The sequence below is a fragment of the Alkalimarinus alittae genome, from assembly GCF_026016465.1.
GTDB lineage: Bacteria > Pseudomonadota > Gammaproteobacteria > Pseudomonadales > Oleiphilaceae > Alkalimarinus > Alkalimarinus alittae.
The window spans coordinates 3,701,835-3,726,625 of sequence record NZ_CP100390.1 but is presented as its reverse complement, the minus strand read 5'-3'; the positions used below and the strand labels follow the sequence as shown (position 1 = coordinate 3,726,625).

At 43.9% G+C, this 24,791-nt stretch carries 23 protein-coding genes; 11 read left to right on the top strand and 12 right to left on the bottom strand.

What is annotated here, in order from left to right; all coding sequences use genetic code 11:
• Positions 1-616: 616 nt before the first annotated feature.
• Together NKI27_RS16800 and NKI27_RS16795 are read right to left on the bottom strand one after the other, a co-directional pair.
• The gene (locus NKI27_RS16800) at positions 617-1,033 is read right to left on the bottom strand and encodes a VanZ family protein (RefSeq protein ID WP_265047183.1); all 417 of its coding nucleotides are present in this window, start codon (positions 1,031-1,033) and stop codon (positions 617-619) included.
• Positions 1,005-1,637: a pseudouridine synthase gene (locus NKI27_RS16795; protein ID WP_265047182.1), complete on the bottom strand. Its 633-nt coding sequence runs from the start codon at positions 1,635-1,637 to the stop codon at positions 1,005-1,007. Before NKI27_RS16795 ends, NKI27_RS16800 begins: the two co-directional genes overlap by 29 nt.
• A gap of 232 nt (positions 1,638-1,869) precedes the next feature.
• On the opposite strand from NKI27_RS16795, the gene NKI27_RS16790 reads away from it, so the two are divergent.
• The 3 genes from NKI27_RS16790 (at position 1,870) to NKI27_RS16780 (ending at position 4,546) form a co-directional block, all read left to right on the top strand.
• Positions 1,870-2,691 carry a hypothetical protein gene (locus NKI27_RS16790; RefSeq protein WP_265047181.1) on the top strand — a complete coding sequence of 274 codons (822 nt, stop codon included), beginning with the start codon at positions 1,870-1,872 and terminating at the stop codon, positions 2,689-2,691.
• Positions 2,692-2,739: 48 nt separating this feature from the next.
• Entirely contained in the window at positions 2,740-3,498 is a 759-nt protein-coding gene (gene cysZ / locus NKI27_RS16785) for a sulfate transporter CysZ (protein WP_265047180.1), read from the top strand.
• A gap of 166 nt (positions 3,499-3,664) precedes the next feature.
• The gene (locus tag NKI27_RS16780) at positions 3,665-4,546 is read left to right on the top strand and encodes a response regulator (protein ID WP_265047179.1); all 882 of its coding nucleotides are present in this window, start codon (positions 3,665-3,667) and stop codon (positions 4,544-4,546) included.
• A 96-nt stretch (positions 4,547-4,642) separates the two neighbouring features.
• Here the strand turns inward: NKI27_RS16780 and modF are convergent, their stop codons facing one another.
• Together modF and ilvC are read right to left on the bottom strand one after the other, a co-directional pair.
• Entirely contained in the window at positions 4,643-6,067 is a 1,425-nt protein-coding gene (gene modF / locus NKI27_RS16775) for a molybdate ABC transporter ATP-binding protein ModF (protein ID WP_265047178.1), read from the bottom strand.
• Between the two features lie 124 nt (positions 6,068-6,191).
• Positions 6,192-7,667 carry a ketol-acid reductoisomerase gene (ilvC, locus tag NKI27_RS16770; protein ID WP_265047177.1) on the bottom strand — a complete coding sequence of 492 codons (1,476 nt, stop codon included), beginning with the start codon at positions 7,665-7,667 and terminating at the stop codon, positions 6,192-6,194.
• A 147-nt stretch (positions 7,668-7,814) separates the two neighbouring features.
• On the opposite strand from ilvC, the gene ilvY reads away from it, so the two are divergent.
• Positions 7,815-8,708, top strand: a complete 894-nt coding sequence (ilvY, locus tag NKI27_RS16765) for an HTH-type transcriptional activator IlvY (protein WP_265047176.1) — start codon at positions 7,815-7,817, stop codon at positions 8,706-8,708.
• 96 nt (positions 8,709-8,804) lie between these two features.
• Here the strand turns inward: ilvY and NKI27_RS16760 are convergent, their stop codons facing one another.
• The 5 genes from NKI27_RS16760 to NKI27_RS16740 all read right to left on the bottom strand — a co-directional run bounded on the left by NKI27_RS16760 (position 8,805) and on the right by NKI27_RS16740 (position 13,119).
• Entirely contained in the window at positions 8,805-9,164 is a 360-nt protein-coding gene (locus NKI27_RS16760) for a PilZ domain-containing protein (RefSeq protein WP_265047175.1), read from the bottom strand.
• 248 nt (positions 9,165-9,412) lie between these two features.
• Positions 9,413-10,702: a phosphate regulon sensor histidine kinase PhoR gene (gene phoR, locus NKI27_RS16755; protein WP_265047174.1), complete on the bottom strand. Its 1,290-nt coding sequence runs from the start codon at positions 10,700-10,702 to the stop codon at positions 9,413-9,415.
• A gap of 27 nt (positions 10,703-10,729) precedes the next feature.
• The gene (phoB, locus tag NKI27_RS16750) at positions 10,730-11,422 is read right to left on the bottom strand and encodes a phosphate regulon transcriptional regulator PhoB (protein ID WP_265047173.1); all 693 of its coding nucleotides are present in this window, start codon (positions 11,420-11,422) and stop codon (positions 10,730-10,732) included.
• A gap of 113 nt (positions 11,423-11,535) precedes the next feature.
• Positions 11,536-12,417 (bottom strand): 4-hydroxybenzoate octaprenyltransferase, encoded by an 882-nt coding sequence (gene ubiA, locus NKI27_RS16745; RefSeq protein WP_265047172.1) that lies wholly within the window; start codon positions 12,415-12,417, stop codon positions 11,536-11,538.
• Positions 12,418-12,573: 156 nt separating this feature from the next.
• On the bottom strand, positions 12,574-13,119 hold the full coding sequence (locus NKI27_RS16740) for a chorismate--pyruvate lyase family protein (RefSeq protein ID WP_265047171.1): 546 nt from the start codon (positions 13,117-13,119) through the stop codon (positions 12,574-12,576).
• Between the two features lie 228 nt (positions 13,120-13,347).
• Here NKI27_RS16740 and NKI27_RS16735 point away from each other — a divergent pair, with 228 nt between their 5' ends.
• The 3 genes from NKI27_RS16735 (at position 13,348) to NKI27_RS16725 (ending at position 15,184) form a co-directional block, all read left to right on the top strand.
• Positions 13,348-13,512 carry a rubredoxin gene (locus NKI27_RS16735; RefSeq protein ID WP_265047170.1) on the top strand — a complete coding sequence of 55 codons (165 nt, stop codon included), beginning with the start codon at positions 13,348-13,350 and terminating at the stop codon, positions 13,510-13,512.
• 53 nt (positions 13,513-13,565) lie between these two features.
• A complete protein-coding gene (locus tag NKI27_RS16730; protein WP_265047169.1) occupies positions 13,566-14,735 on the top strand; it encodes an NAD(P)/FAD-dependent oxidoreductase in 1,170 nt (389 codons plus the stop codon).
• 113 nt (positions 14,736-14,848) lie between these two features.
• Positions 14,849-15,184, top strand: a complete 336-nt coding sequence (locus tag NKI27_RS16725; protein WP_265047168.1) for a TraR/DksA family transcriptional regulator — start codon at positions 14,849-14,851, stop codon at positions 15,182-15,184.
• 66 nt (positions 15,185-15,250) lie between these two features.
• On the opposite strand, the gene NKI27_RS16720 is transcribed toward NKI27_RS16725, so the two are convergent.
• A complete protein-coding gene (locus NKI27_RS16720; protein ID WP_265047167.1) occupies positions 15,251-15,700 on the bottom strand; it encodes a hypothetical protein in 450 nt (149 codons plus the stop codon).
• Positions 15,701-15,862: 162 nt separating this feature from the next.
• Here NKI27_RS16720 and NKI27_RS16715 point away from each other — a divergent pair, with 162 nt between their 5' ends.
• Both NKI27_RS16715 and NKI27_RS16710 read left to right on the top strand, forming a co-directional pair.
• Positions 15,863-16,720 (top strand): acyl-CoA thioesterase, encoded by an 858-nt coding sequence (locus NKI27_RS16715; RefSeq protein WP_265047166.1) that lies wholly within the window; start codon positions 15,863-15,865, stop codon positions 16,718-16,720.
• 22 nt (positions 16,721-16,742) lie between these two features.
• Complete coding sequence (locus NKI27_RS16710; RefSeq protein ID WP_265047165.1) at positions 16,743-17,735, top strand: MBL fold metallo-hydrolase; 993 nt, start codon at positions 16,743-16,745, stop codon at positions 17,733-17,735.
• Between the two features lies 1 nt (position 17,736).
• Here the strand turns inward: NKI27_RS16710 and NKI27_RS16705 are convergent, their stop codons facing one another.
• On the bottom strand, positions 17,737-20,304 hold the full coding sequence (locus tag NKI27_RS16705) for an EAL domain-containing protein (protein WP_265047164.1): 2,568 nt from the start codon (positions 20,302-20,304) through the stop codon (positions 17,737-17,739).
• Between the two features lie 147 nt (positions 20,305-20,451).
• On the bottom strand, positions 20,452-21,564 hold the full coding sequence (locus NKI27_RS16700) for a GGDEF domain-containing protein (protein ID WP_265047163.1): 1,113 nt from the start codon (positions 21,562-21,564) through the stop codon (positions 20,452-20,454).
• Between the two features lie 398 nt (positions 21,565-21,962).
• On the opposite strand from NKI27_RS16700, the gene NKI27_RS16695 reads away from it, so the two are divergent.
• Positions 21,963-23,531 (top strand): inorganic phosphate transporter, encoded by a 1,569-nt coding sequence (locus NKI27_RS16695; protein WP_265047162.1) that lies wholly within the window; start codon positions 21,963-21,965, stop codon positions 23,529-23,531.
• Between the two features lie 231 nt (positions 23,532-23,762).
• The gene (locus tag NKI27_RS16690) at positions 23,763-24,668 is read left to right on the top strand and encodes a GGDEF domain-containing response regulator (protein ID WP_265047161.1); all 906 of its coding nucleotides are present in this window, start codon (positions 23,763-23,765) and stop codon (positions 24,666-24,668) included.
• The last annotated feature ends 123 nt before the right edge of the window (positions 24,669-24,791 follow it).

Sequence of the window (24,791 nt, the reverse complement as noted above, 5' to 3'; positions counted from 1 at the left end):
TCGGTTAAACTTTCATCCTGAAAGAAACATCAGTCCATTGATGCGCCTATTAAATTCCTTTTAGTCCTTAGCGTCCTGCCCAACCTTGGGTATCCGTAACAAGTAACTTCCGTATTATCCCTAAAGTCCGTTGCCTACCTTGGCTAATTTTGCAATCCTGGCTAGATAAATCCTTTATCGGTCTATCCTTAACTCAATCCTTGAGAGTTCTGCTCTTACCAATTTTGACGGTACTTACTGTACCTATACAAACAAAGCGTCAATGCTTTGTGTCCTTAATTTGAATCCCTTAAGCTGACAGATTCCATCTGCTCCATGCTTCCCTTCGTATCCATACGAAGATGCCTTCCTGGTAGTGTCCGTTTCCCTGTCTGCCTTGACGAAATGAACTATAGCAGTGGAACTGTTACAGGAGTGTGACGGTTATCACAGTTGATTTTTGTTTGTTGGCGGTGTTTTAATTAAATCGATATAAAACAATCTCTTATAAGTGAGTTGGCGTTTTCTTTATTAGGTTTTATGGATAATTAGGGAGATATCCTACACATTTGTGAGATATTTCGCACAAAGCTAATGGGCAATTTCCTACAGGTTTGTTTGCGTACAAACGCATGAGTTATGTTTTTTTTGCATAGTCGAGGGGGGGAAGGCTTAAAAGTGGGGTAAAGAGGGGTTTAAAAATAATCACATAAGCAACGATGCCCAGTAAATCGGTGGCGAGATCGAGTAGAGAAAACGCTCGATGAGGGAGAAAGTACTGTACGAGTTCAATCAATAAGCCATAGCTAAAAAGAGCGATAGCCCAGTGTAACCATGGACGATTTTGAAAGGCTATATGGCTCAGAAATGACAGCACCCCAAACGCTATCAGGTGATTAAACTTATCATTAAAGGTTGACTGTACGGTATGCTCTACTGATGTTGTTGCAAGATAAAATATAGCGATGACAGCCGTCCATAATGCGAGTTTGTGGATAGCCGACCATTTGTGATTAAACAAGGGTTTAAAACTCAGCAGGATATTGGTAAACACAAAATTCCTCCGTTGATGGGTGTTTGAATCCGAGTTCGGATGCATGTAGTAGCATTCTGGGCGATTTTGCTAAGACGTTATCTGATGCATAAAGACTATCACCTAAAATAGCATGACCTAGCGACAACATGTGGACCCTTAGTTGGTGAGAACGGCCAGTAATAGGGGTTAATGAAACACGAGTAGTATTGTTTGAGCGACTAAGAACGTTATAAAATGTTTGGGAGGGCTTGCCCCGTTCAAAGTCGACCATTTGCTTGGGGCGGTTCGGCCAATCACCAATAAGAGGGAGGTTGACTTCACCTTCGTCGTTTTCTAGAACGCCATCTACCACCGCAATATAACGTTTTTGAATTTCTCTATCGTGAAACTGGCGACTCAACTCGCGCTGACTTTCTTTATTGCAGGCGAGTACGACAAGCCCAGAGGTTTCGCAGTCAAGGCGGTGAACTGTCAATGCTTCAGGCCGTGTTTGCTGAATTCGACTGATAAGGCAATCTTTGTGCTCTGGCGCCCGACCAGGAACAGACAGTAGGCCATTGGGTTTAACCGCAACAATGACGTGGTCATCTTGGTAGACAATAGGGATGTGATCTTTATTCATAAATACATTGATTCTTAGGCACTGGGTCAGAGCCTATGTCACTGAGTTTTACCTGCTAAGCATAGACCTTAAAAAGGTGCTTTATACAACGAAATGGCGGCAATTGCTAAATGATTTAAAATCTGACTATTAGAATTATGGTACTTTTCGCTATGATAGTTGTCGTTGAGTGGCTTTATGGGCTGCGACTTAATAGTGATATGGTTTGATCAAAAAAACGTAAAGGTGTTGTGTGAGTCTGTTTTTATATTGCAAGGGGTCGGGGTTGACGTGGTTAAGAGAGGGGAGACTGCCTTTTGTAGATGCTGATACGCTAATAGACCCGTTTGTGGCTAATGCACCAATGAAGCAGCCTGATGGGGTGGCCGCGGTATCGGAGGAAGAGTATCGTGCTGAACTAAAAAGTCAGTATCAAGCGTTGCCTGACGCGTTATCGAGCTTGATGACGTTTGAGTATTTTATTGAGCAGGCTGCACAAAAGCGGGCGTCTATAGAAGCCCAAATACGGCAACGGTCTATACCTGATGCGATTTCGTTATCAGCAAAACAACGCAAATCTCTGACGGTATTGGGGCTATATGAGCGGGGCGATAACACTATGCTTTGGCAATATCATGCAGATAATCACCGAGGGATGGTGATGGAGTTGGATCAAACTCATGAGTTTTTTACTCATAAGCAATATCGAGGAGACCCCCAGCTATTTATACCTGTTAAATATACTCAAGAGCGTCCGCTTAAATTAAAAGAAACGCATCCATTTTCACCTCTTTTTACGCGAGGCGAACACTATCAAAGTGAGCGTGAGTGGCGCATTATAAGGCCTGTCTCAGTGGCTGATAAATCAATGGACTTTGAAGGTCAGAAAGTTTATTTGCATCGCATGCCTACGGCGATTATTAAGTCGGTCACACTCGGCGCGTTGATGAGTGGCGTGCTCAAAAAAAGTATATTAAATCTAATGAAGTCTGATTTGCGGTATCGACATATTCCTGTTTTTGGTAGCTATCTTGATGCTAGCCAGTATCAAATACACCGTATTCAAGAAAACTAAATAAGCATCATAAACGTTATGGATTGATGTTAAATAGAAGGAAAATGAATGAATAACCAACAAGTATCCCAACTAAACTTATCGGGTGGGCTCGCCTATTTCTCTGAGGGGTTTCGGCTTATTAGGCAGCCAGGGTTGCGCCTATTTGTTATCGCTCCGTTAATGATCAATACATTGTTGTTTTACTGGATGGTGACAGCCAGTTATGAGCTTTTTGGTGGCTGGATGGCTGCTTTGATGGAGTGGTTACCGACTTGGTTATCTTTCTTGGAATGGTTGTTCTGGCCGTTATATGCGGTGGCTATTATTATGGTTTTAGCGTATTGCTTTGTGGCAGTTGCAAACTTAATCGGTTCGCCTTTTTATGGGATATTATCTGAAAAGGTTGAACAGCATTTAACAGGTGAAAAACTGGAGGGTGATGATGGCTGGAAGGCTCTTGTCGCCACTATTCCGCGTAGCATCGCTAGAGAATTACACAAGCTAATCTATTATCTTCCACGAGCAATATTGTTGCTGATATTGGGTTTTATTCCTGGCGTGAATTTAATCGCAGGTGTGCTCTGGTTTGGTTTTTCAAGTTGGATGATGACGTTACAGTATGTTGATTACCCAGCAGACAACAACAATATGTCATTTGCTCACCTTAAACGATTTGCGTCTGAAAGACGTTGGCCCTCTTTGTCGTTTGGTATGTTAGTGTATGTGGTCGCGATGATTCCTATCGTCAATTTGATCGCGGTGCCTGCAGCTGTTTGTGGTGCAACGGCCTTTTGGGTAAACGAAAAAAGGCAAAAGATTTCGTGAGGCCTACAGTGCTATTTGCCTGTTGGTAATGATAGTTTTCAACGCAAATTTCGAACAGTCATCTATGCTATGTGTATAGGGTAAAAAAATACTGATAGATATGGCAGATGGATAACGATTCTGGCTGTTGACGGTTTAGCTGCCCGTAACTTAATTTGGAGATCGTATGGCCAATATTAAGGCGTTAGTCGTTGATGACGCCAGTTTTGTTCGTGATTTGGTGAAGCGAACAGTTCGTAATAGTTTCCCTAGCATTGTGATGGAAGAAGCGTCCGATGGGAAAAAAGCTCAAGCCTTGATGGAGCGGGGGGCGTTTGACCTCATCTTATGCGATTGGGAAATGCCTGAAATGAATGGGCTTGAGTTACTTCGTTGGGCAAGACAGCATGATAGTTATGTAAAAACACCTTTTATCATGATTACCAGTCGTGGAGATCGTGACCATGTCATGGAGGCAGTAAAAGAGGGTGTTTCAGGTTATTTGGGAAAGCCCTTCAGTCCAGAGCAACTCTCAGGCCGTATTATTAAAGCGTTGGGGTCAAAATTAAAAAAGTCAGCGCACGTTCAAAGTGCGCCACTGCAAGATGCGTTCAAAAATTCTGCCTCACTTTTAACGGGCGCATCAACAACCGTTAAAGCGCCTGCGTCAGATAACAGTCAGACCGCTTCACTCTTAACGGGTGCTACGTCGGGCATGGAGCAAGTTAAAAAGGCGGCGGTTAAGAATGCGAGCTCAGCAAAAGGCGGAAGTAAGGGCGTCGCAGAAGTCAGGTTTTCTGATAGCACTGTGAAGTGCATAATCAAAGCTATAAGCCTGACCGAAATTAAAGTCATCGCCAAGCGAGAAGAGAAGTTCCCTGGCATTCTTGAGTCAGCGGTTGTAGACCTTGAGCTTGAAGGTGAGGTGGCCCGCTTGAATGGCTATGTGCATCAATTACAAGCGGTTGATAAGCGAATGGATACCGATTTCGTGAGCATTATCATTCGCTTTGTAGATGAAGACCCGCAGAAGATGGAGCATCTTTCGAAGTATATGGCGAGGTTTTAGTGTTTGAATAAGGGCGTAGTTAAATGAAAGGCATCGCGCTACTTTGGCGTGATTGGTGTTGATTTGTAGGCGATTAAATTCACCTACATCGTCAACTCAAACTAACGAAATATAATTACCAATCCCTTTTATTTTATCCTCAGGGTGATGGTTTACATAGATCACCGATATCCCCGTACTGGCACAAATCTTCTCAATCAGGGCGAGCACCATCTGCCGATTCATATCATCAAGCCCTAAACAAGGTTCATCAAGGATCAGCAAGGGCGGATGCTTGACCATCGCGCGTGCAATCAAGAGCAAGCGTTGATCACCATAAGACAGTTTACCAAAAATCTCATCACCTCTATCGCTCATACCCAGTAGCTCTAGCCACTCATTGGCTATGGCTTTTTGCCTATCAGTGCATCGAGTGTATAAACCATTACTATCATGAAACCCAGAAAGGATAACGTTACGCAGGCCGGTGGTGCCTTTGTATTCCCATTGTAGCGCTGTAGAAACATAACCAATAAATTGTTTGATTTGCCAGATACTTTCACCGCTACCGCGCTTAAAGCCAAAGACAAAAATATCGTTAACGTAGCATTGCGGGTGGTCCCCAGTGATGATCGACAGTAAGCCGGTTTTGCCGCTGCCGTTAGGGCCGCTTAATTGCCAGTGTTGGTTGGGCTCAATAGTCCAATTAAGGTTGTCGATGATCTTTTTATTGTCATATTGAATGGTCAAATTTCTTAAGCGCACCAAAGGATCATCGGGATTGAGCGCGGGAATAGCGGTATCAGGGTCGGCAGCAGGAACAGTAAGATCAGTGGTTTTAATGTGTAATAATTTATAAAGCTCCTCGAACGCAGTGGTATCGTCTCGGCTTACTTGTAATTGCAGCTGGCCATGGTCAACGTATGCAATATGGGTAATAAATTCTGGGAATTCATCAAAACGGTTTAGAACCATCACCATGGGGACTGTTTTGATTAGCGTTTGAAGGTGCGCTTGCAGCATCGCTAAGCTGTCAGCATCTAGACCGTCAAAAGGCTCATCGAGCACTAATAGGTCGGGCTTACTTGCCAACGCGCAAATCAACATTACTTTGCGTGATTCACCGGTCGACAGTTTGCGAAACGAGCGATCAAGTAGTTGGGTCAGGTTGAACTTTTCAGCCAGTTCTTTGGCTAGGTCAGGGTCAGCGCAATCTTTGAAAAGAATCTCATGTACTGGTGTGCCTTCGGAGATAACGTCCATAATATCCGCGTCATCTTTCTTACGCTCGGCTTCGATTAATTCAGCCTGAGCTTCAAACGATACCAGACCCACACGCGCAGGCACGCCCTCAAGCTTACCCGATACAGTATCCCCTGCGCCTGCTAAAACGGCTGCTAATGCCGACTTGCCTGCACCGTTAGCACCGGTAATCACCCAGTGTTGCTGGGGTTCAATCTGCCAGTTGATATGATCGAGTTGAAAACGATCATCAAAATTAACCGTTAAATCATCAAAGCGAATAGGGAGGTTGGTTGTCATATGAATCCAGTCTGTTTTTCAGCTAAAAAAAAGGCCAAGATCTTAGGTATAAACCTTCAGTCTTGGCCTTTTCGTTACCTTGCAAAAGCAAGGTAACCGGTCGTGCAATTGCTTATCGTTTTAATTAAACAATTTTCTTCATGTCAGCCATGTGTCCACGAAGAACCGTACCGATTGCCTCAACAGGGTGAGCACGCAATTCAGCATTTACTTCGATCAAGCGAGCGTTATCAACACCTAGGTCGTCTAACTCAAGGCCTTTACCGATTACGTCAGTCTTGATGCCTTTCATGAAGTCAGCCAAAAGAGGTAAACACGCGTGGTTGTATAAGTAGCAACCGTACTCTGCTGTATCAGAAATCGTTGCGTTCATCTCGTACAACTTCTTACGAGCGATCGTGTTAGCGATTAATGGTGTTTCATGTAGTGACTCGTAGTAGGCAGAGTCAGCAACGATACCCGCAGCCGTCATGGTTTCGAATGCTAATTCAACACCGGCTTTAACCATCGCAACCATCAAAATACCGTTATCGAAGTACTCTTGCTCAGAGATCTCAACGTCGCCTGCTGGCGTCTTCTCGAAAGCAGTCTCAGCTGTTTCTGCACGCCATTTTAGAAGGTTAGCATCGTCATTCGCCCAGTCTTCCATCATTACGCGAGAGAAAGTGCCGTCGATGATGTCGTCCTGATGCTTGTTGTATAGCGGACGCATGATCTGCTTAAGCTCTTCCGCTAGATCGAAACACTTGATCTTAGCTGGGTTAGACAAACGATCCAGCATGTTAGTCACGCCGCCGTACTTAAGTGCTTCAGTGATGGTTTCCCAACCGTACTGAATCAACTTAGATGCGTAGCCTGGGTCAATCCCTTCTTCAACCATTTTGTCAAAGCATAGTAGTGAACCGGTTTGCAGCATGCCACAAAGAATCGTTTGCTCACCCATCAAGTCAGACTTAACTTCAGCGATGAAAGAAGACATCAATACGCCTGCTTTATGGCCGCCAGTACCTACTGCGTAAGCTTTAGCTAAGGCAAGACCTTCACCCTTAGGATCGTTATCTTCGTGAACCGCGATGAGTGTTGGTACACCAAAGCCACGAACGTATTCGTTACGAACTTCAGAACCTGGGCACTTAGGCGCAACCATGATAACGGTTAGGTCGTCACGAATTTGCATGCCTTCTTCAACAATGTTGAAACCGTGAGAATAAGAAAGACAAGCGCCTTGCTTCATCAAAGGCATAATAGCGTTAACAACAGATGTGTGCTGCTTATCTGGCGTCAAGTTCAGTACTACATCAGCAGTAGGAATTAGCTCTTCATAAGTGCCAACCGTGAAACCGTTTTCAGTGGCGTTCTTCCAAGATTGACGCTTCTCATCAATGGCTGCCTGACGCAAAGTGTAAGATACGTCACAACCACTGTCACGTAAGTTCATGCCCTGAGCTAGACCCTGAGCACCACAACCGATTACAACGATTTTCTTTCCTTTCAGTGCATCAACACCGTCTGGGAATTCAGAAATGTCCATGAAACGGCACTTAGCCAATTGCTCAAGCTGCTCACGTAGAGGCAGTGTATTAAAATAGTTGTTAGACATTGTGATGCTTCCGTTTGTTAAAATTAAAGAGCTTTCAAATTCAGGGGGACTACTCTATAGAAAAGTATGTCTTTCGTAAATTGAAATAAACGCAACGCAATGTGCCATATTTTGCAATTAAGTGGATGAAGTCGCTATAATCACCTCATGAATATTCGTAGCTTAAAGCATTTTATCGCACTCGCTGACGACCTACATTTTGGTCGAGCGAGCAATGCCTGCAATATCAGCATTTCTGCGCTGTCTCGAAATATTAGGCAGTTAGAAGATGAGTTAGGTGTTGTCTTGTTTAATCGAGACAACCGCACGGTTGTATTGACCGCAGAAGGTCAGAAATTTCAGCAGTATGCTCGTGAAGCCATTGCCGAGTGGAACCTCATTCGTAACGATTTAGTGTCGAATGACGACCAGTTGCACGGCCAAGTCAGTATGTACTGCTCAGTGACCGCGAGTTACAGTATTTTATTTGATCTGCTTAATCGATTTCGGCAGACCAACCCTGGCATTGAAATAAAGCTGCATACGGGAGACCCCGAGCACGCTGTTGCAAGAGTGATTGCCGGTGAAGACGATATTTCTATTGCTGCACATCCACAGACTCTCCCTAGGGGGGTCGCTTTTAAACCTATTATTGTTTCACCGTTATTGTTTATAGCCCCGACCAAACAAAGTGACCCGAATGTACCGCTTATCACACCCACATCCCCCGAAGCCTGGTCAACCGTCCCAATGATCTTATCTGAAGGTGGAATTGCGCGTAACCGAATTGATAGCTGGTTTCGAAAAATGGATGTAAACCCTCGTATTTATGCGCAGGTCGCAGGTAACGAAGCCATCGTTAGTATGGTGAGCTTAGGGTTAGGAATAGGTGTGGTGCCAAAAATAGTACTCGACAATAGCCCATTGGTTGATCGAATAAAAATATTAGACGTACAGCCGGAACTTGAGCCTTATGATGTGGGGCTGTTTACGTTGAAGAAAAGTTTAAAGAACCCATTGGTGAATGCGTTTTGGTCGTTGGTGGGGGCGCGAAGTTCTTAAACAGTACCTCGCTTGTCATTCCCGCGAAGGCGGGAATCATTCAGGGTAGGTTATTTTACGCTTAGCCCCATAACAAACATAGGGTGTGCGAGGCCATTAAACCACTTTGTCAAACTGCTGCTCCATCGACATCAATAATTGTCTAGACGCAACAATATTCTCGCCTTGATGCATAAAATACAAGCCTGACCTATAGCCATCTGCGGTTTTTGCTCGGTTACAAACGAAGCAGTCTACATCGACTGATTGATTAAGTTTGTCAGAAATAATGACTTGTAATTCCTCCCCAATTTTAAAATTATGCTGACTCTCTACGGCCATGCCGAAACAGTTAAAATCGACCATCGATAGCTGTATCGAATTAATATTGTCTGCTTGAGGCTCTATTGATTTAAGAGATATGGAGAGCGAAGGTGCTAAATAGCGGTGATGAGTGCGACGTTCAGTGTTATTCATGTCTGCTGTCAGCCTATATTGTTTTTATTTTATACGTTCAGTTTAGAATAATATGAATGGAAGAGCCATTATTTGCTTTGGGGAAGGACGTTTAAGTGCTAGTTGGAGAGCATCCAGAAACGACTGTCATTGCCGCGAAGGCGGGAATCCATGACTTGAAACTCCGCTAAAACAATGGATCTTCGCATTCGCGAGGATGACAATTACGGTGTTTCAGCATAGGCATTAGTTAGGCGATACTACTCAAACTAATGGGAACGGCTGGGGAAGTGACAAATAAACTCGCTACCAAGCCCTAAGCTGCTCTTTACCTCAAGTTCACCATCATGGTTTCTAAGTACATGTTTTACGATGGCTAAACCAAGCCCTGAGCCGCCAGTATCTTTGTGGCGGCTTGGGTCTGCACGGTAAAACCGCTCGGTTAAGCGAGGTATATGAATCGGGTCAAAGCCTACTCCGGTATCTTTAACCGAAAGGTGAACGCCTTTGTCATCAGACCACCAGTGAATATCAATATTACCTTCGGCTGGCGTGTACTTAACCGCATTGAATATGATATTTGAAAAGGCGCTTCTTAGTTGGTTTTCATCGCCCATCAATAGACTGTCGGTGTTGGTTGTTAGATGTATGTTATGTGCTTGGTTGCCACTAAGTACGAGCGCATCACTTTTTATGCTTTTAAGCAAACGATTGATGTTGACTGCTTGCCTTGCTTGGCTCTGGTCAATCGTTTCAAATTTCGCCAGTAGTAATAAATCACTTATTAGCAGCTCCATTCTTCCTGCCTGCTGAGACATTGTGTTTAATGCTCGACTCCATATAGGCGGCAGCGTGTCAGCATTACCTGAGAGTGTTTCAAGGTAGCCGCTGATGACCGTAAGAGGTGTGCGCAACTCATGAGAAACATTACTCACAAAGTCTTTTCGCATCTGCTCTAAATTGTGTACGCGCGTGATGTCCTGAGCAATGATGAGGCGGTCATCTTCACCAAACAGGGTAATGCGAAAGCGTAGCATGATATGCGGCTTGGCCGGTGAAGACAATTCTATGGGGTCATCGTAGTTTTTTTGTTCAAAATAGGATTTAAAGGCAGGCGTACGAATCAAATTATAGATGGGCTGGCCGTGGTCAGAGCGAGGCATAAACCCTAAGTAGGTGGTGGCAGATTTATTCCACCACTCCATGGCTCCTCGAGCATCGGTCATTATAACGGCATCGTTCAGTGCGTTGGCTGATTCTTGTACACGATTGATCATCGTTCTCAAGCGGTCTTGAACGTTATTATGGTCTTTCTGAAGCGTATGAATGCCATCAAACAGATCGCCCCAAAGGCCGTGGCTTTCAGGTGGCGTGCTTTTAGTGTTAGGTGAATATAGCCACTGATGAAGTTTAATGGCTTGCGTTAGCGTCCAAGTTAGGTAAGCGGCGAGCCCTATTACTAGCGTCCAACTAAGTGAGCCGACCAACAAACCGATGGCTGTTAACCCGATTAGCGAGACAATAATGCGCTGAATGTAGCGTTGCCAGTTTTTTTTCATCGTTTTTAGTCACCGCGACTACATGTCTTAAGCCACTTTTGTAGAAAATCGGTAACCTGCGCCACGTACCGTTTGGATAAGGTATTCGTGTCGGCTTCCGAGTGCTTTTCTTAGTCGCCTAATGTGAACATCGACCGTTCGCTCTTCAACATAAACATTACCACCCCATACGTGGTCGAGCAATTGAGTGCGGGTATAAACTCTGTCTTGGTGCGTCATAAAAAACTGTAAAAGTCGGTATTCGGTCGGCCCCATGGCTAACGGGTGGCTGTCTGAAGTGACTCGATGATCTGCAGGATCAAGAATTAAGTTATCAATATTGATGGGCGTTTCTTTACCCTGAGGTGTTGCTCTTCTGAGTACTGCTTTTAAGCGAGCGACTAATTCGCGAGGTGAAAACGGTTTGGCAATATAGTCGTCGGCCCCCACTTCTAGGCCTTGAATTTTATTGTCTTCTTCTGTTTTTGCTGTGAGCATGATGATAGGGATTTCAGATGTTCCTTCATCTTTTTTTAGTCGGCGTGCCAGCTCTATGCCGCTGGTGCCAGGCAGCATCCAGTCTAACAAAATTAAATCAGGTGCATGATCAATAATCATTGAATGCGCTTCGCGAGCGTCACTGGCTTCAAGGCAATGATAGTCGGCCATTTCAAGTGCGACTGCTATCATTTCTCGGATGGGTGCTTCGTCGTCTACAATGAGTACGGTTTTTCCTGCCATTCCTTTTGACCTATTTTAATGAATCGATGGGCCACTATTACAACGGCAGTATGTTACAAGTATATGACAGAGTGCTTTTTATTTATTAGAAAGCTATGTCCACAAAACTCGGCTCACACATACTCTGCAACAACGCCTACAAAAATAGCCAACCCCACCCAGTGATTGTTTAGAAAGGCTTTAAAGCATTCTGCTCGATCTCTATTACGAATGAGGTGCTGCTGATATACAAATAATGTGGACGCTACGACGACCCCTAAAAAGTAGAATGAGCCTAGCTCTGCTTGTTGACCTACCATACACAGCGCCAGAATCACTAAGGTTTGCAGTCCAGCAATCACCATTCGGTCAGCATTACCGAATAACACAGCGGTAGATTTCACGCCTATCTTGATATCATCATCTCGGTCAACCATTGCGTAAATCGTGTCATAGGCGACGGTCCAGAGTACGGTAATAATATAGAGAAGCCATACTTGCTTTTGGAGCTCTCCGGTTTCTGCGGTATATGCCATAGGTACTGACCAAGCAAAGGCCGCACCTAAAACAACTTGCGGCAAGTAGGTATGGCGTTTCATAAATGGATACGTTGCAGCTAATGCCAATCCACCGAATGACAGGTATACGGTTAGGGTGTTGGTTAACAATACCAGTCCAAATGAAGCTAAACAGAGTACTGCAAATAACGCTAAGGTTTCTGTTGTTGTTACTTTTCCAGCAGGTAGGGGGCGGTCTTTTGTGCGTTCTACATGACCATCTATATCTCGGTCTGCATAGTCATTAATGACGCAGCCTGCAGACCGCATCAAAATAACACCTGCAATAAAAATAAATAGCACCTTTAAAGAAGGAACACCGGATGCTGCAAACCAAAGCGCCCATAGAGTAGGCCAAAGTAATAAATATACACCAATAGGGCGGTCCAGTCGGGTGAGTTGGAGGTAGTAAGGTAGTTGTGTTTTGAAATTATATGTTCGACCAGTGGGGCTATTCATGATTTATTCGGTGTCAGGGTAGTAAACGTTGATTGAAGACCCAGAAGAGTAAAAAACTCTTTTGATGCATGAAATATATAGCGATATCTTACAGATTCTTGTTAAGAATGCTACCGCTATCAATGACTCTATAAGGCGCCTTTACGGCGTTATAGGCTATATTTGAGGCCTATCTTTAAGGATTGAAGGCAAAAAAAGTTCACTGACTAAAAGTGGCTTTCCATGTAAGTAAAAAATAGAACGCCTTCCCCATAGAGGCTCATTGATCGCGCCATCTGTTTGCATTGAAAGTGCTGCCGGAGAGGTTTGGGTGATTTGCAAAGGCCCTCTCACCATCGCTTTGGACTTAAATAAAAATGAACCTAATGAACGATTGCCGAGAGACTTTAATTGGCGCTCTTTGCCGCTAAGCGTGTTGTAAGGAATTATACTGCGTGCGATAACCCACACGTTGCCATGGCATAATAACTCGACTTCACGAATTAAGGCTTTGCTGCTAGCAGGGCAGTTAAGTAAGCGTGCTTCATCATAGTTAGGTTTTAGCCATTGCTGGCGAATGACTCTTACCGAAAAGTTTCCATGGCTCGCATGGATTAATCGCTGTGTTAACGACCCACGATCAAGTACCCAATTGCGCCACTCGTGGGGTAGATAGAAGGAAGGCACTCGTCGAAAAGTGTGCCAGCGATCGTTTAGCGACATCGGTTGAGTCCTGTGCAGAGATCACGAGGGTAAGTTGGAATGTTTTTGAAGGGGCGCATTATAGCCTACAGCTAGCTAATCTGAAATGATCAGCTTGATATTGAACATAAAGGTTGTGAATAAAGTGGAAGTTCAGCGTTAGCTTTGATTTAATTTATCGCAACTATAAATAATAACGGTGATGGGTAAAATTTTTACAGGCATCACGTTATTCAAAGAGGATACGGAATGAAAAAGTGGCAGTGTATTGTATGTGGCTTAATCTATGATGAAGCTGAGGGGTGGCCAGAGGACGGAATAGAAGCAGGCACCACTTGGGATGATGTACCTGAAGATTGGCTCTGCCCTGACTGTGGTGTGGGTAAAGAAGATTTTGAAATGATTGAAATATAGTGCTTGATGCAAACCTGAGATTGCTATCAGTAATTGAAATCAGAGATTGAAGTATGACTAATACAAATCTAACCCATGATAGTGCGCCTATTGTCATTATTGGAACCGGGCTTTCTGGGTATTCATTAGCTCGTGAAGTTAGAAAACTAGACAAAAATGTTCCCTTGCTATTATTAACCGCGGATGACGGACACTCTTACTCTAAGCCAATGTTATCTACTGGCTTTACTAAAGAGAAAACACCTGAGCAATTGTCGATGGCTGACCCGGGTAAAATGGCCGAACAGTTATCTTTAGAGGTAAGGACATTTACTGCTGTAACCGGTATTGATGCGCCGCGCCATATTGTTCGAATCGGTGATGAGGAGCTGAAATATAGCAAGCTTGTGATCGCTTGGGGCGCAAACATTGTTAAGTTGGATATACCCGGGAGCGGAACCGATAAGGTCTTCGCAATTAACGATCTGGCAGATTACCGTCTTTTTAGAGAATCACTTAACGAAAAGAAACGAATTTTGATTATGGGGGCAGGGCTTATCGGATGTGAATTCGCTAACGACCTTAAAATCGGCGGGTATGATGTTGACGTTGTCGCGCCTTCTGATACCGCGCTTCCTAGTCTGTTGCCAACAGCGGCAGGAGAGTCCGTTGCTGAAGGGTTGGCGAATGTCGGCGTTCGGTTCCATTTTGGTCGAGTGGTGACTCAGGTAGACGCTCTGGGTAAGGGCGTGGTAGCTACATTAGATGATGGCTCAACAATAGAAACAGATGTTGTTATCTCCGCTGTTGGGTTAAAGCCACGAACTGCATTGGCAAAAAACTCTGGGCTACAGGTTAATAACGGTATTGTGGTTAATCGTACATTAGAAACCTCTGAGATGGATGTGTTTGCGCTCGGTGATTGTGCTGAAGTGGATGGTCAGGTATTGCTGTATGTCTTGCCGCTTATGGCGTGTGCTCGCGCATTGGCAAAGACGTTGACTGGAACGCCGACAGATGTGAGCTACGGTGTGATGCCTATAATGACTAAAACGCCTGCTTGTCCGGCTGTCGTTTTACCTCCAAGGCCTGATAGCGAAGGTCAGTGGTTAATTGAGCGTAATGGTTCACATGTAAAAGCACTATTTAATGACCATAATGGTTCATTGCAAGGGTTTGCATTAACAGGAGACTTTACGGCTGAAAAACAAGCGCTGTCTAAATTGGTGCCAGGCATTCATTGACGCGAAAGTGAACTCGAAACAATAAGGCTGCATTAAAACGCCGGTCGAATTCGGTGCTATATTTAAATTGGGACGTAAGCGTACAATCCAGTTGATATAAGGTGTAGCTTCTTATGAAGGAATATTCGGAAATTCGTGCTCAATTGCTTACGAGACGATCTGAGCTTGAGAGCCGACTCAGAAGTATTAAAAAGGATATCTCTAAGCCGCTAGATCATGATTTTGCTGAGCAAGCGGTAGAGTTAGAAAATGATGAAGTACTTCAGGCGTTAGGGACGGAAGCTGAGAGCGAAATTAATAAAATTAATAACGCGTTAATTCGCATGGATGAAGATCGATACGGCGAGTGCGTTACTTGTGGAGGGCTTATCCCCGCCGCTAGATTGGCCATTAGGCCGTTTTCATCTCGCTGTATTGATTGTGCCACCAAAGAGGAGCAGCACGAGTAAAGATGAACGGCTAGTTCGTTATGGGGTTGCTATCAATCTGGTGGGTGGCTTATGACTGAGCGCACATTAAAATGTAAGTTCCGCTTCTACATTTACTCGGTAGTTATTCTGATTAAGTGGGTTGTTATCGTAGTTTTTACCCCCTTCTTGCCACATTTGTTGTTCTGACATTTTAACCGACTGACGTTCGTCGGTGAAACTGGGTGCCTTATCTGAAGAAAGTGAGGGCGCTTTGAAGGACCAGCCTTTCACCGGTGTTATATCTTGGTGTTGTGGGTTCAACTTCAGCCGGTTTGTATCGTTTTTAGTCGTAGATTTCCGTTCTTCAGATAGGTGTTTTTGGGTGTTGAACTGACGTGTGCTAGGCATGCCTGTTTTATCTGAACTGGGGGCATCAAACTCAGGGTTATAATTAAGATCTATGGCTGTAACGGTTGATGTAAGCAGCAGGGATGATATGAATGTTGCGGTTAATAAAAACGTTGTACATGTTTGTGGCGGGTGTTGAAATTTCATAACCATTCCTCATGATCTTATTGTGTTAAATACTAGCAGATCGCCATTGTGATGATATGGGTGTTTACCGAAATGACCTATTATTGTGGCGTATTTAGCAATTGAATTATCTTAGCCTGTCCTGTTTACTATAAGCGTGATTCCTAGATAAGTGAGCGGTAAATGACTGAAGTGCTTAAACAATTAGTAGAACTATTACAGCTAGAGCCGTTAAATGAACTTAGCTTTCGGGGTAATAGTGAGAATTTAGGGTTCCGGCATGTTTTTGGTGGGCAGGTGTTGGGTCAAGCGTTAATGGCAGGGTGCAAAACCGTTGAGGAGAAAGATGCTCACTCAATGCATGGTTATTTTTTGCGCCCAGGAGATCATTCGCTACCGATAGACTATGAAGTTCAGGTCGTGCGAGATGGGGCTACTTTTTCGACCCGCAGGGTCATTGCAAGGCAAAGCGGGACAGAAATTTTTGCGATGATGGCGTCTTTTCAGTCTCCAGAGGAAGGTTTTGATCATCAATTCGATATGCCTGATGCGCAAGGCCCAGAGGGTATTTACTCTGAGCTTGAAACAAGGCGAAAGTTTAAAGAATTTATTCCTGAAAAAGTAAGGGAACAATATACGGTTGATCGCCCTATAGAGATCCGTCCGATTGATCCTATCAACTATTTGGCGCCAGAGACTCGTGAACCGTATAAGCAGAACTGGTTTCGAGCGATAGCAGATTTGCCAGATGACCCTGTTATTCATCAATGTATTTTGGCTTATGCTTCAGATTTTGGCCTACTGGGTACGTCTATGCTTCCTCATGGCGTTTCGTTTATGGGGAAGGGCATGCAGGTGGCGAGTTTGGATCACTCAATATGGTTTCATCGCGACTTTAGAGTGGACGATTGGTTGCTATATGACATGGATAGCCCAAGCGCCTCACGAGGGAGAGGGCTTAACCGAGGTAACATATACAATCAGGACGGTATATTAGTGGCTTCTGTTTGCCAAGAAGCATTGATTAGGCAGCGTAAATAAACGCAAAAATAGAGAGGGCTTTGTGGCGGATATAACCGATATTTCTGGTAATCCTTTTGCGGATTTATGGCACCATCAAAATGGTCGCTTTCGATCTCCGCCTGGCTCTCCGTGGATTGATCGTCGGCATTCTACGAAAATGCTGCCGGTGCTTGCGCAGCTTGCAGTCTCAGGGAATAAGCCTTTTGACTATCCAAAAGAACATTGTCTATCGCGAGATTTAGCGCTACAGAAACTAGCGTCAATGGCGCCCACTCCCTCGATTAGTTGGTTGGGGCAAGCTTGTTTTTATATCCAGTTTAAAGGACTTCGAGTTCTGACAGATCCCTTTTTGTCTCAACGAGCGTCCCCTGTTCAGTTTAGTGGCCCTAGGCGATTGGTCGAAACTCCGCTACAAATCAGCGACCTTTCCCCTGATGTCATTATCATTTCACATAATCACTATGATCACCTTGATACACATGCGCTTAAGGCTATTGATGATAAAGCAAGTATTACCCTTATCACCCCCCTGAAGACGGGGGCGTTACTGCGTAAACTAGGCTTTGAGCGGGTAATAGAAATGGATTGGTATCAAGAACTGAAAGAAGGTGAAACGCGATACCAGTGTTTGCCTGCTTATCACTTTTCAGGTAGGCGTTTAACTGATGAAAATCGCTCGTTATGGGGAAGCTTTGCGATTGAACATGATGGGGTGAAGATATTTTTTGCCGGCGATACCGGTTATGGTTCAGAGTTTTCAAGAATTGGCCGCTTAACGGGGCCTTATGATATTGCCTTGGTGCCTATTGGGGCTTATGCGCCCAGATCGGTTTTTGCTGCAGTACATGCCAGCCCAGAAGAAGCGATAAAAATCGGTGAAGATATTGGTGCAAAGCAGCTTATAGGGATGCACTGGGGGACTGTTCGGCTAACGTCCGAACCCATGATGGAGCCCTCTGAACGCTTTTTAGCGGCTCAGTCGCGAGCTCAAAAGTCTATAATGGCTATTGGTGAAACCCGGGCGCTTTACTAGGTTAAGCGAGTGCTGCGTAGCCATCTATGTCAGCAAGCCATTGCTTTAGTTTGTTAATTGGAAGTGGCGGCGATATGTAATAGCCTTGAATAATGTCGCAGTTAAGATCTTTTAAGATGTCTACCACGCGCTGGCTTTCAACGCCCTCCGCCACTAAGGTGAATCCGAGTTGATGGCACATCTCAATGGTTGTTTTGATGATTACTTGGTCGCCTTTGTTACTCGTTAAATCAAAAATGAGCGACTTATCAATCTTAATCTCATTTGCGGGAAGTTTCTTTATATAGGCTAGCGAAGAGTAGCCCGTGCCAAAATCATCTATTGATAAACGAACACCTGTTTGGCTTAGATCTTCTAATACTTGAAGTGCTTTTAATGGGTCTTCCATCATAGATGTTTCTGTGAGTTCTATGGTGATTTTTGGTTTTTTGTTGTTTGTTAAAGCCTCAGAAATAAAGGAGACAAAGTCTTCCTCTCTTAAATTTTTAGCGGATATATTAATGGATATATCGATATCATAGCCTTCACTGAGAAGTTCATGCTGAACGCGTAGCGCCTCTTTAACAACCCACCGAGTGAGAGGTTTTATGATGCCTGTTTGCTCTGCAATCGGGATGAACTCATCAGGGCGTACAAATCCGAAACGTTGGTGATGCCAGCGAATCAGTGCTTCTAACCCCGTTACAGTATTGGTACTCAGGTTTATCTTGGGCTGAAAGTAGAGCGAAAGCTGGTTATTACTGATGGCTTGCTTCAACTCAGACATAAGCGTTAATCGTCGAGCGTTATAGCGATCTTGCTCGGGTTGATAATAGTCTAGTTTACGGTCGCTTTTTTCTGCTGTTTCTAAGGCAACATTTGCGTGACGAATTAAGGTCGATGCTTCTCGGCCGTTCTCCGGAAATGTTGAAACCCCTATTGCAGGGTCGAGTTCAAGCATCATGCCTTTGAATTCTATCGGCTGGTATAAGTTCTTAATAATCTCGTTGGCCGACTCTCTTACTTGCTCAGAGTGTTCTATGTCAATAAGAATACCAAAGGTGGCGCCCTCAAAAGAAAATGCATAAAAAGAATCGCTGTCCTTAATTTCTGCTATTTGAATTCCCGGCAGTTTCTGTACGGTTTTATTAATCAGGCTTGCTGCTTCTTCAATCAGAAGGTCTGCGTTGTTATGGCCAAGTGTTTTGTTTATTTCATGAAATCGAGTTAGGTTGATTAAACAAACTGCAAATCGCCCTTCGTTTCTACGCCGTATGCTATCGCTAATGAGCATCTCAAAACAGGCGCGATTGGGTAATTGGGTGATAGGGTGGTGTAGTGCCTGGTTGACCAGTTTTATTTCTGTCTGTAGGCGCTCTTTGTGTTCTCTAATGGTCGAGTCCTGAGCGGTTAGTTTATCTTCTCGTTCTCGGTATAGTCTTTCAGCAAGGGCTATTGTTAGTAGTATTGCCTCAAGGGCAGAGCCAATTTGCATGCCGTATTCACTAATAAAACTATTGGGGATAACCCCCGCCTTATTAAGTGAGGTCATGGCAGTACCCGCTGTTAAGAGGCCCCACGCTATCGTGTAGTAACGTGCTAAATGAGCGCCTTTTGCCCAGACGATGGGACCAATGGCCAGTAATATTAAATAGCTAGGAATTGAGAGTAGTACTGATATGCGAACTGAGTCTGCATAACTGAGGAAAAAGGAACCCACCATGCAAGCAAATGCGAGAGCTGCAATTACCTTAGTGCATTGATCAAGAAGTTTGCTGTAATCTTTCAGTGAAAGGAATGAACGGGCAAACAACGCTGAAAATAGCATTGTGAAGGGGATTACGATCAAAATGCTTTGGTTATGGATCTCGGGCAGGCTTGGAAATAATACCTGAAACGTCTTGCCGCGCATGGCTGCAAAAAAGAAGGCGTAGCCAAATGTGGCCATTGAGTAATAAAGATATGTTTTCTCACGGAGTGCCAAATAGATAAAAAAGTTAAATAGGGCTAATACCGCTAAGATGCCATAAAAAATGGCGTGTATTTGATCCTCTTTGCCTATTTCAACAAAAAAAGACTGACTGTCCCACAGATGAGCGGGGAGTTGTACTGTACCCCCCGTTTGCACCCTCAGTAGGTACTCAGTAGAAGACTTAGCGGGGAGGTTGGCAGGAAAAAGAAAGTAAGGGTGATCGATTAAGCGTTTCGAAAATGGGTAGCGGTCACCAGTTTGGTATGTATTTACTACTTCGCCATTTTTTATTTCGTAGAAATCGATGTAGTCTAATTGTAGGTAACTAACTTCTAACAGTTTATCAATATCTACGTTGGAAGGGTTGGATACTGTAAATTTAAACCAGTATGGGGAGTCGGTGTAGCCAAAGTTTGCAATTTCCCCATAGACTTCAGTCCATGCGATGGAATCTTCGCTAGCTAGAATCAGGTCTACATTGAGAGCGTTAGACGCGTCTTCAACATAACTCAGGTTTAGAAGCTGCTGAGCAACGCCTGGTTGAACTTCATTTTTTGCTGCAAAAAGCTGAGGGCTTAAAAGCACCGTTGCTAGCAGTAATATCAGTCTTAGTTGCATATAGTCTGTACATCATATTTTATTATTGTTAAGGGTACACTGCTGATAATAGAAACCGTATCAGTTCAAAAAGGCCTATTTATTACTAAGGATATAGGCTTTCGCTGCCCTAATGTAAAGTAATGCTGTGTGCTTTTTTCTCTCCGCTTACGGTGACGAGAAGCTTTTTACCGCAGGCTCAATTCGATTTCTCCCCTTTGACTTTGCTTCGTATAAATTGATATCGGCCTGCTTTAGTAGTTGGTTAATGCTTTCATGTTGGCTAACCGCGCAAACACCCGCACTCATAGTGACAGGGATGACTTCAGATTTATATTTAAAGGTATGTTCAGCTACAGCGACTCTTAGCCTTTCAGCAAGCGTGAGAGCTTGTAAAAGAGACGTATCGGGTAAAAGCATCAGAAACTCCTCACCACCCCAGCGGGATACCACGTCAATCTGTCTTGAAAGCCCCATCAATAATAATGAAAACTCTTGTAATATTGCGTCGCCCGCATCATGACCATAGGTGTCGTTAACACGCTTAAAGTAATCGATGTCTATTAAAATAATCGAAAAGTAACTATTACTACGCTGATGGCGGTAGAACTCCTTATCTAAACATTCTTTCATATCCCTCCGGTTGGAGAGTGAAGTGAGCTCATCTGTTCTCGCTGCATATTCATAGAGTGTTGCCATCTCGATGAGTTCGCTTTTAGCGGATCTTCTTGCATCATCAAGTATATAAGCGAAGGCCGTAACAAACGAAAAGGTCGCAATAAAACGAATTTTAAAGTCTGTGGCATATTCGGTTGTGACAAAGGGGAGTTGAGGAAAAGAAAATATGATCATTACCAATATGACGGCTATGACTGACAAAATGAGTCCAGTTCGGATGCCGAATATATAAAACCCGAGGGGAGGAAACACATAAAACCACAAGGGTCCCGTGTTGCTCTCTCCACCTGATGCGGTTAAATAAAGAAAAAGCACTCCAACCATGGAGATAAATGCGCGATGGTAAAATAGTTTGTTTTGGCTGTAGTGGTAATTGGCCAAATTAGCTATCGTAATGGCACCAAAAAAATACAGCATATAGCCATGAAAGTGGTTGCCCGAAATATGCGATTTACTGCCGATAAGCACTAAAAAGAACAGTGCGCCCAGAGATAGGTTTGTAGAGACGTCAAGTACCCGTTGATCATCTCTTTCTTTTACAGACGAGATCCGAGTGTTTACCCTTTCTTGAATTGAATCCGAGTGGTTATTTCTATGGGTCATTTGAGCTCTGATTGACGTGGACGATTTATTAACTCCATATTTCTTATTCTACTCTTAAGTCATAGCTTATATGTGTTTAATTGTAAACGAATCGTCTTGCTTCTTTCAGTACATATTCTTAGCTAAATAGGTGAAATTGACATTAACGCTCACTTTGTATACCGCAAGGGGAGAAGCCCTTTTGGTGGATTTTTATGCTTAAAAACGGTTCCATTTTTGAGCGTTTCATCCTATAGTGCACCACCTTTAAGTTAACGAAGTTAAAATATAGTTTTGTAACTTAACGGGCAGCCTACAGACTAGGCGGTCACTCGAATATGTTCGGGGTCGAGAGTGTCGCTGGTCGCTATATGCACTGGTTGATAGCAAATATTTAAAAGCTAACGGGTTTCAGTGTGATGGAGTTTTCTAACATTAATCAAATTGAAAAAGCAGCAGCCCCTTATCAAAACGAAATGATGCGTTTGGGAATCGGCCTTTTCTTTATGGTCGGTATCATGTTTTATGTCGCCACAATGACAAGTGGTATCGACGACAACTATCTATTAATTATTGCCGCGATGATTGGCGGCTATATGGCCATGAATATTGGCGCCAATGACGTAGCTAACAATGTAGGCCCTGCCGTTGGCTCCAACGCACTGACATTAACGGGTGCGATACTGATAGCCGCAATATTTGAAGCCGCAGGGGCGTTATTGGCTGGCGGTGAGGTGGTTAGCACCATTAAAAAAGGCATCATTGATCCAACATCGATCACCGATCCTGATGTATTTGTATGGCTGATGATGGCTGCATTGCTAGCGGGTGCTCTCTGGCTTAACTTAGCCACTTGGTTAGGGGCACCTGTTTCTACAACGCACTCTATTGTTGGCGGAGTGTTAGGGGCTGGTGTTGCAGCGGGTGGTTTTGATGTCGCAAACTGGAGCAAAATGGGCGCGATCGCTGCTAGCTGGGTTATATCGCCTGCACTGGGTGGAATAATTGCTGCTGCGTTCCTCTTATTTATAAAGAAAACGATACTTTATAGAGATGATGTAAGTAGCGCGGCAAAACGAATCGTCCCCCTATTAATTGCTTTGATGGCTTGGGCGTTTGTTACTTATTTAGCCCTTAAAGGCCTTAAGAAAATATGGGAGCTTGATTTTTTAACGGCCATTAGCATAGGGTTTGCAGCGGCCATTGTCGTTTTAGTGCTAGTTAAGCCTGCAATCAATCGTCTAGCGAGTAGCATTGAGAACTCTAGAGATGGCGTTAACGCGCTTTTTACCATCCCTCTAATATTTGCGGCTGCAATGCTAAGTTTTGCTCATGGGGCGAACGATGTAGCCAATGCTGTTGGGCCTTTGGCTGCAATAAGTAACTCAATTGTTGATTCTGGTATTTCTGCAAAAGCGAATATTCCGATCTGGGTGATGATGGTTGGCGCTATCGGTATATCGCTTGGGCTGATGCTTTACGGACCAAAGTTAATTAAAACGGTCGGATCTGAAATTACTGAGTTAAACAAAATTCGCGCTTACTGTGTGGCAATGGCTGCAGCGATAACTGTTATTTTTGCTTCTCAGTTAGGGTTGCCTGTGAGTTCTACTCATATTGCCGTTGGAGGCATTTTTGGCGTGGGTTTCTTGAGAGAATATCTAAAGGTTAGCTATGCTAGCCAGCTGCACTCTATTGCAGAGCTTCATGAAGGTAAAGATCGTGAGCAGGTTAAAAAATTCTTAGAAGATTTTAAAAAAGCATCCGTTGATGAAATGGATCAGATGCTGAAAAAACTGAAGAAAAAGACCGCTGAGGTTCACTTGCCGAAAAGTGAGCGAAAACGCTTAAAACTTGTTTATCGTGAAGAGTTGGTAAAACGCTCTCATTTAGCGAAAATTGCCGCAGCGTGGATTATAACGGTGCCCGCTTCGGCACTATTGGCTGCTGTCTTGTTCTTTACTATTAGGGGCATGATGATCCCCTAGTAGCGATATAGTGTATGACAGCAGCTTTGTTTAATGGCTGCTGTCTCATTCCTTCGATTCGTATTTATAATGACACCACCTGTTTCTTTCTCTAGTTTTAACTAATTCCATATATACATTGATAATTTTGGCTATAGTATAAGTAGGTTGATATAGACGTATGTCTTAATATAAGTACGCCTTACTATAAATTAGCCATATTTGATAACTCAATTTTTTGCCGGAAGTTAGATGAATGTATTATTAGTTGAAGATAGTCGAGCTATCCGCGAGCTTGTTACCGCCTACATAGAGGAAATGGGGCATCGCGTGGTAACAGCTGAAACCGGTGAAAGTGCGATGGAGCTGTTTGACAAAAAGCAGATAAACCTCGTCATAATGGATATTCAGCTACCTGGCATCGATGGATTCGAAGTTACGCGGAGGATTAGGGCTAGACTTTTTGGCGACTGGCTACCGATTGTTTTTCTTAGCTCTAACTCTTCAGATGCACACTTTGTAGAAGGTATTAATGCCGGTGGTGATGCCTATCTTGCCAAGCCTGTAAACGGCCCCGTGCTTCAGGCAATGGTTCGGGCAATGGGGCGTATTGTTGAGATACAAGAACAGCTTCAAAAAACGAATGAGAAGTTATCCCAGCTTGCACACATTGATGCTCTGACAGAGTTGAATAACCGCCGTGGATTTGTCCTGCTCTATGGTCGGGAGTGGGCGCGTTCATCTAGAGAGTCTTTGCCGCTTTCAGTAATAATGATTGATATAGACTCGTTTAAAGCTTATAACGATAACTATGGTCATTTGGCAGGGGATGACACATTACGATTGGTAGCAAAAACGTTATTGAGTAGCTTGCTTAGGCCTACTGATATCGTCGCGCGCTACGGCGGCGAAGAGTTTGTTGTGTTACTGCCTAATACAACCTTGGAGGGGTCTATGCGGGTGGCAGAGCGGCTAAGAGGGACGATTGAAAACCAAATGATAAGCCATGAATTTTCGTCTACGGGTAACTATTTGACGATCAGCGCAGGTTGCGCAGAAAAAGTTAAAGATCAAGCCGCTACGCAATTGATCGATAAGGCTGACCAAAACTTATATAAAGCCAAAGAAAATGGGCGTAATCAAGTTTTTGGTGAGTGAGTCTTCAGAATGCTTCTGAGCGAGTTAAATGGTTTAAGGCTGTGCAGCTAAGTTATGCCCGCATGGGTAAAGCGGCTCAACGCTGTGAGGCGATAATAAATTCAATTATGCAGGCGCTTTGTT

What these genes read in the sequence shown, in the direction of transcription:
- NKI27_RS16795 (WP_265047182.1), bottom strand. Translation starts at nt 1,637, where the DNA reads ATGAATAAAGATCACATCCCTATTGTCTACCAAGATGACCACGTCATT.
- cysZ (WP_265047180.1), top strand. Translation starts at nt 2,740, where the DNA reads ATGAATAACCAACAAGTATCCCAACTAAACTTATCGGGTGGGCTCGCC.
- NKI27_RS16780 (WP_265047179.1), top strand. Translation starts at nt 3,665, where the DNA reads ATGGCCAATATTAAGGCGTTAGTCGTTGATGACGCCAGTTTTGTTCGT.
- modF (WP_265047178.1), bottom strand. Translation starts at nt 6,067, where the DNA reads ATGACAACCAACCTCCCTATTCGCTTTGATGATTTAACGGTTAATTTT.
- ilvC (WP_265047177.1), bottom strand. Translation starts at nt 7,667, where the DNA reads ATGTCTAACAACTATTTTAATACACTGCCTCTACGTGAGCAGCTTGAG.
- ilvY (WP_265047176.1), top strand. Translation starts at nt 7,815, where the DNA reads ATGAATATTCGTAGCTTAAAGCATTTTATCGCACTCGCTGACGACCTA.
- NKI27_RS16760 (WP_265047175.1), bottom strand. Translation starts at nt 9,164, where the DNA reads ATGAATAACACTGAACGTCGCACTCATCACCGCTATTTAGCACCTTCG.
- phoR (WP_265047174.1), bottom strand. Translation starts at nt 10,702, where the DNA reads ATGAAAAAAAACTGGCAACGCTACATTCAGCGCATTATTGTCTCGCTA.
- phoB (WP_265047173.1), bottom strand. Translation starts at nt 11,422, where the DNA reads ATGGCAGGAAAAACCGTACTCATTGTAGACGACGAAGCACCCATCCGA.
- ubiA (WP_265047172.1), bottom strand. Translation starts at nt 12,417, where the DNA reads ATGAATAGCCCCACTGGTCGAACATATAATTTCAAAACACAACTACCT.
- NKI27_RS16740 (WP_265047171.1), bottom strand. Translation starts at nt 13,119, where the DNA reads ATGTCGCTAAACGATCGCTGGCACACTTTTCGACGAGTGCCTTCCTTC.
- NKI27_RS16735 (WP_265047170.1), top strand. Translation starts at nt 13,348, where the DNA reads ATGAAAAAGTGGCAGTGTATTGTATGTGGCTTAATCTATGATGAAGCT.
- NKI27_RS16730 (WP_265047169.1), top strand. Translation starts at nt 13,566, where the DNA reads ATGACTAATACAAATCTAACCCATGATAGTGCGCCTATTGTCATTATT.
- NKI27_RS16725 (WP_265047168.1), top strand. Translation starts at nt 14,849, where the DNA reads ATGAAGGAATATTCGGAAATTCGTGCTCAATTGCTTACGAGACGATCT.
- NKI27_RS16720 (WP_265047167.1), bottom strand. Translation starts at nt 15,700, where the DNA reads ATGAAATTTCAACACCCGCCACAAACATGTACAACGTTTTTATTAACC.
- NKI27_RS16715 (WP_265047166.1), top strand. Translation starts at nt 15,863, where the DNA reads ATGACTGAAGTGCTTAAACAATTAGTAGAACTATTACAGCTAGAGCCG.
- NKI27_RS16705 (WP_265047164.1), bottom strand. Translation starts at nt 20,304, where the DNA reads ATGCAACTAAGACTGATATTACTGCTAGCAACGGTGCTTTTAAGCCCT.
- NKI27_RS16700 (WP_265047163.1), bottom strand. Translation starts at nt 21,564, where the DNA reads ATGACCCATAGAAATAACCACTCGGATTCAATTCAAGAAAGGGTAAAC.
- NKI27_RS16695 (WP_265047162.1), top strand. Translation starts at nt 21,963, where the DNA reads ATGGAGTTTTCTAACATTAATCAAATTGAAAAAGCAGCAGCCCCTTAT.
- NKI27_RS16690 (WP_265047161.1), top strand. Translation starts at nt 23,763, where the DNA reads ATGAATGTATTATTAGTTGAAGATAGTCGAGCTATCCGCGAGCTTGTT.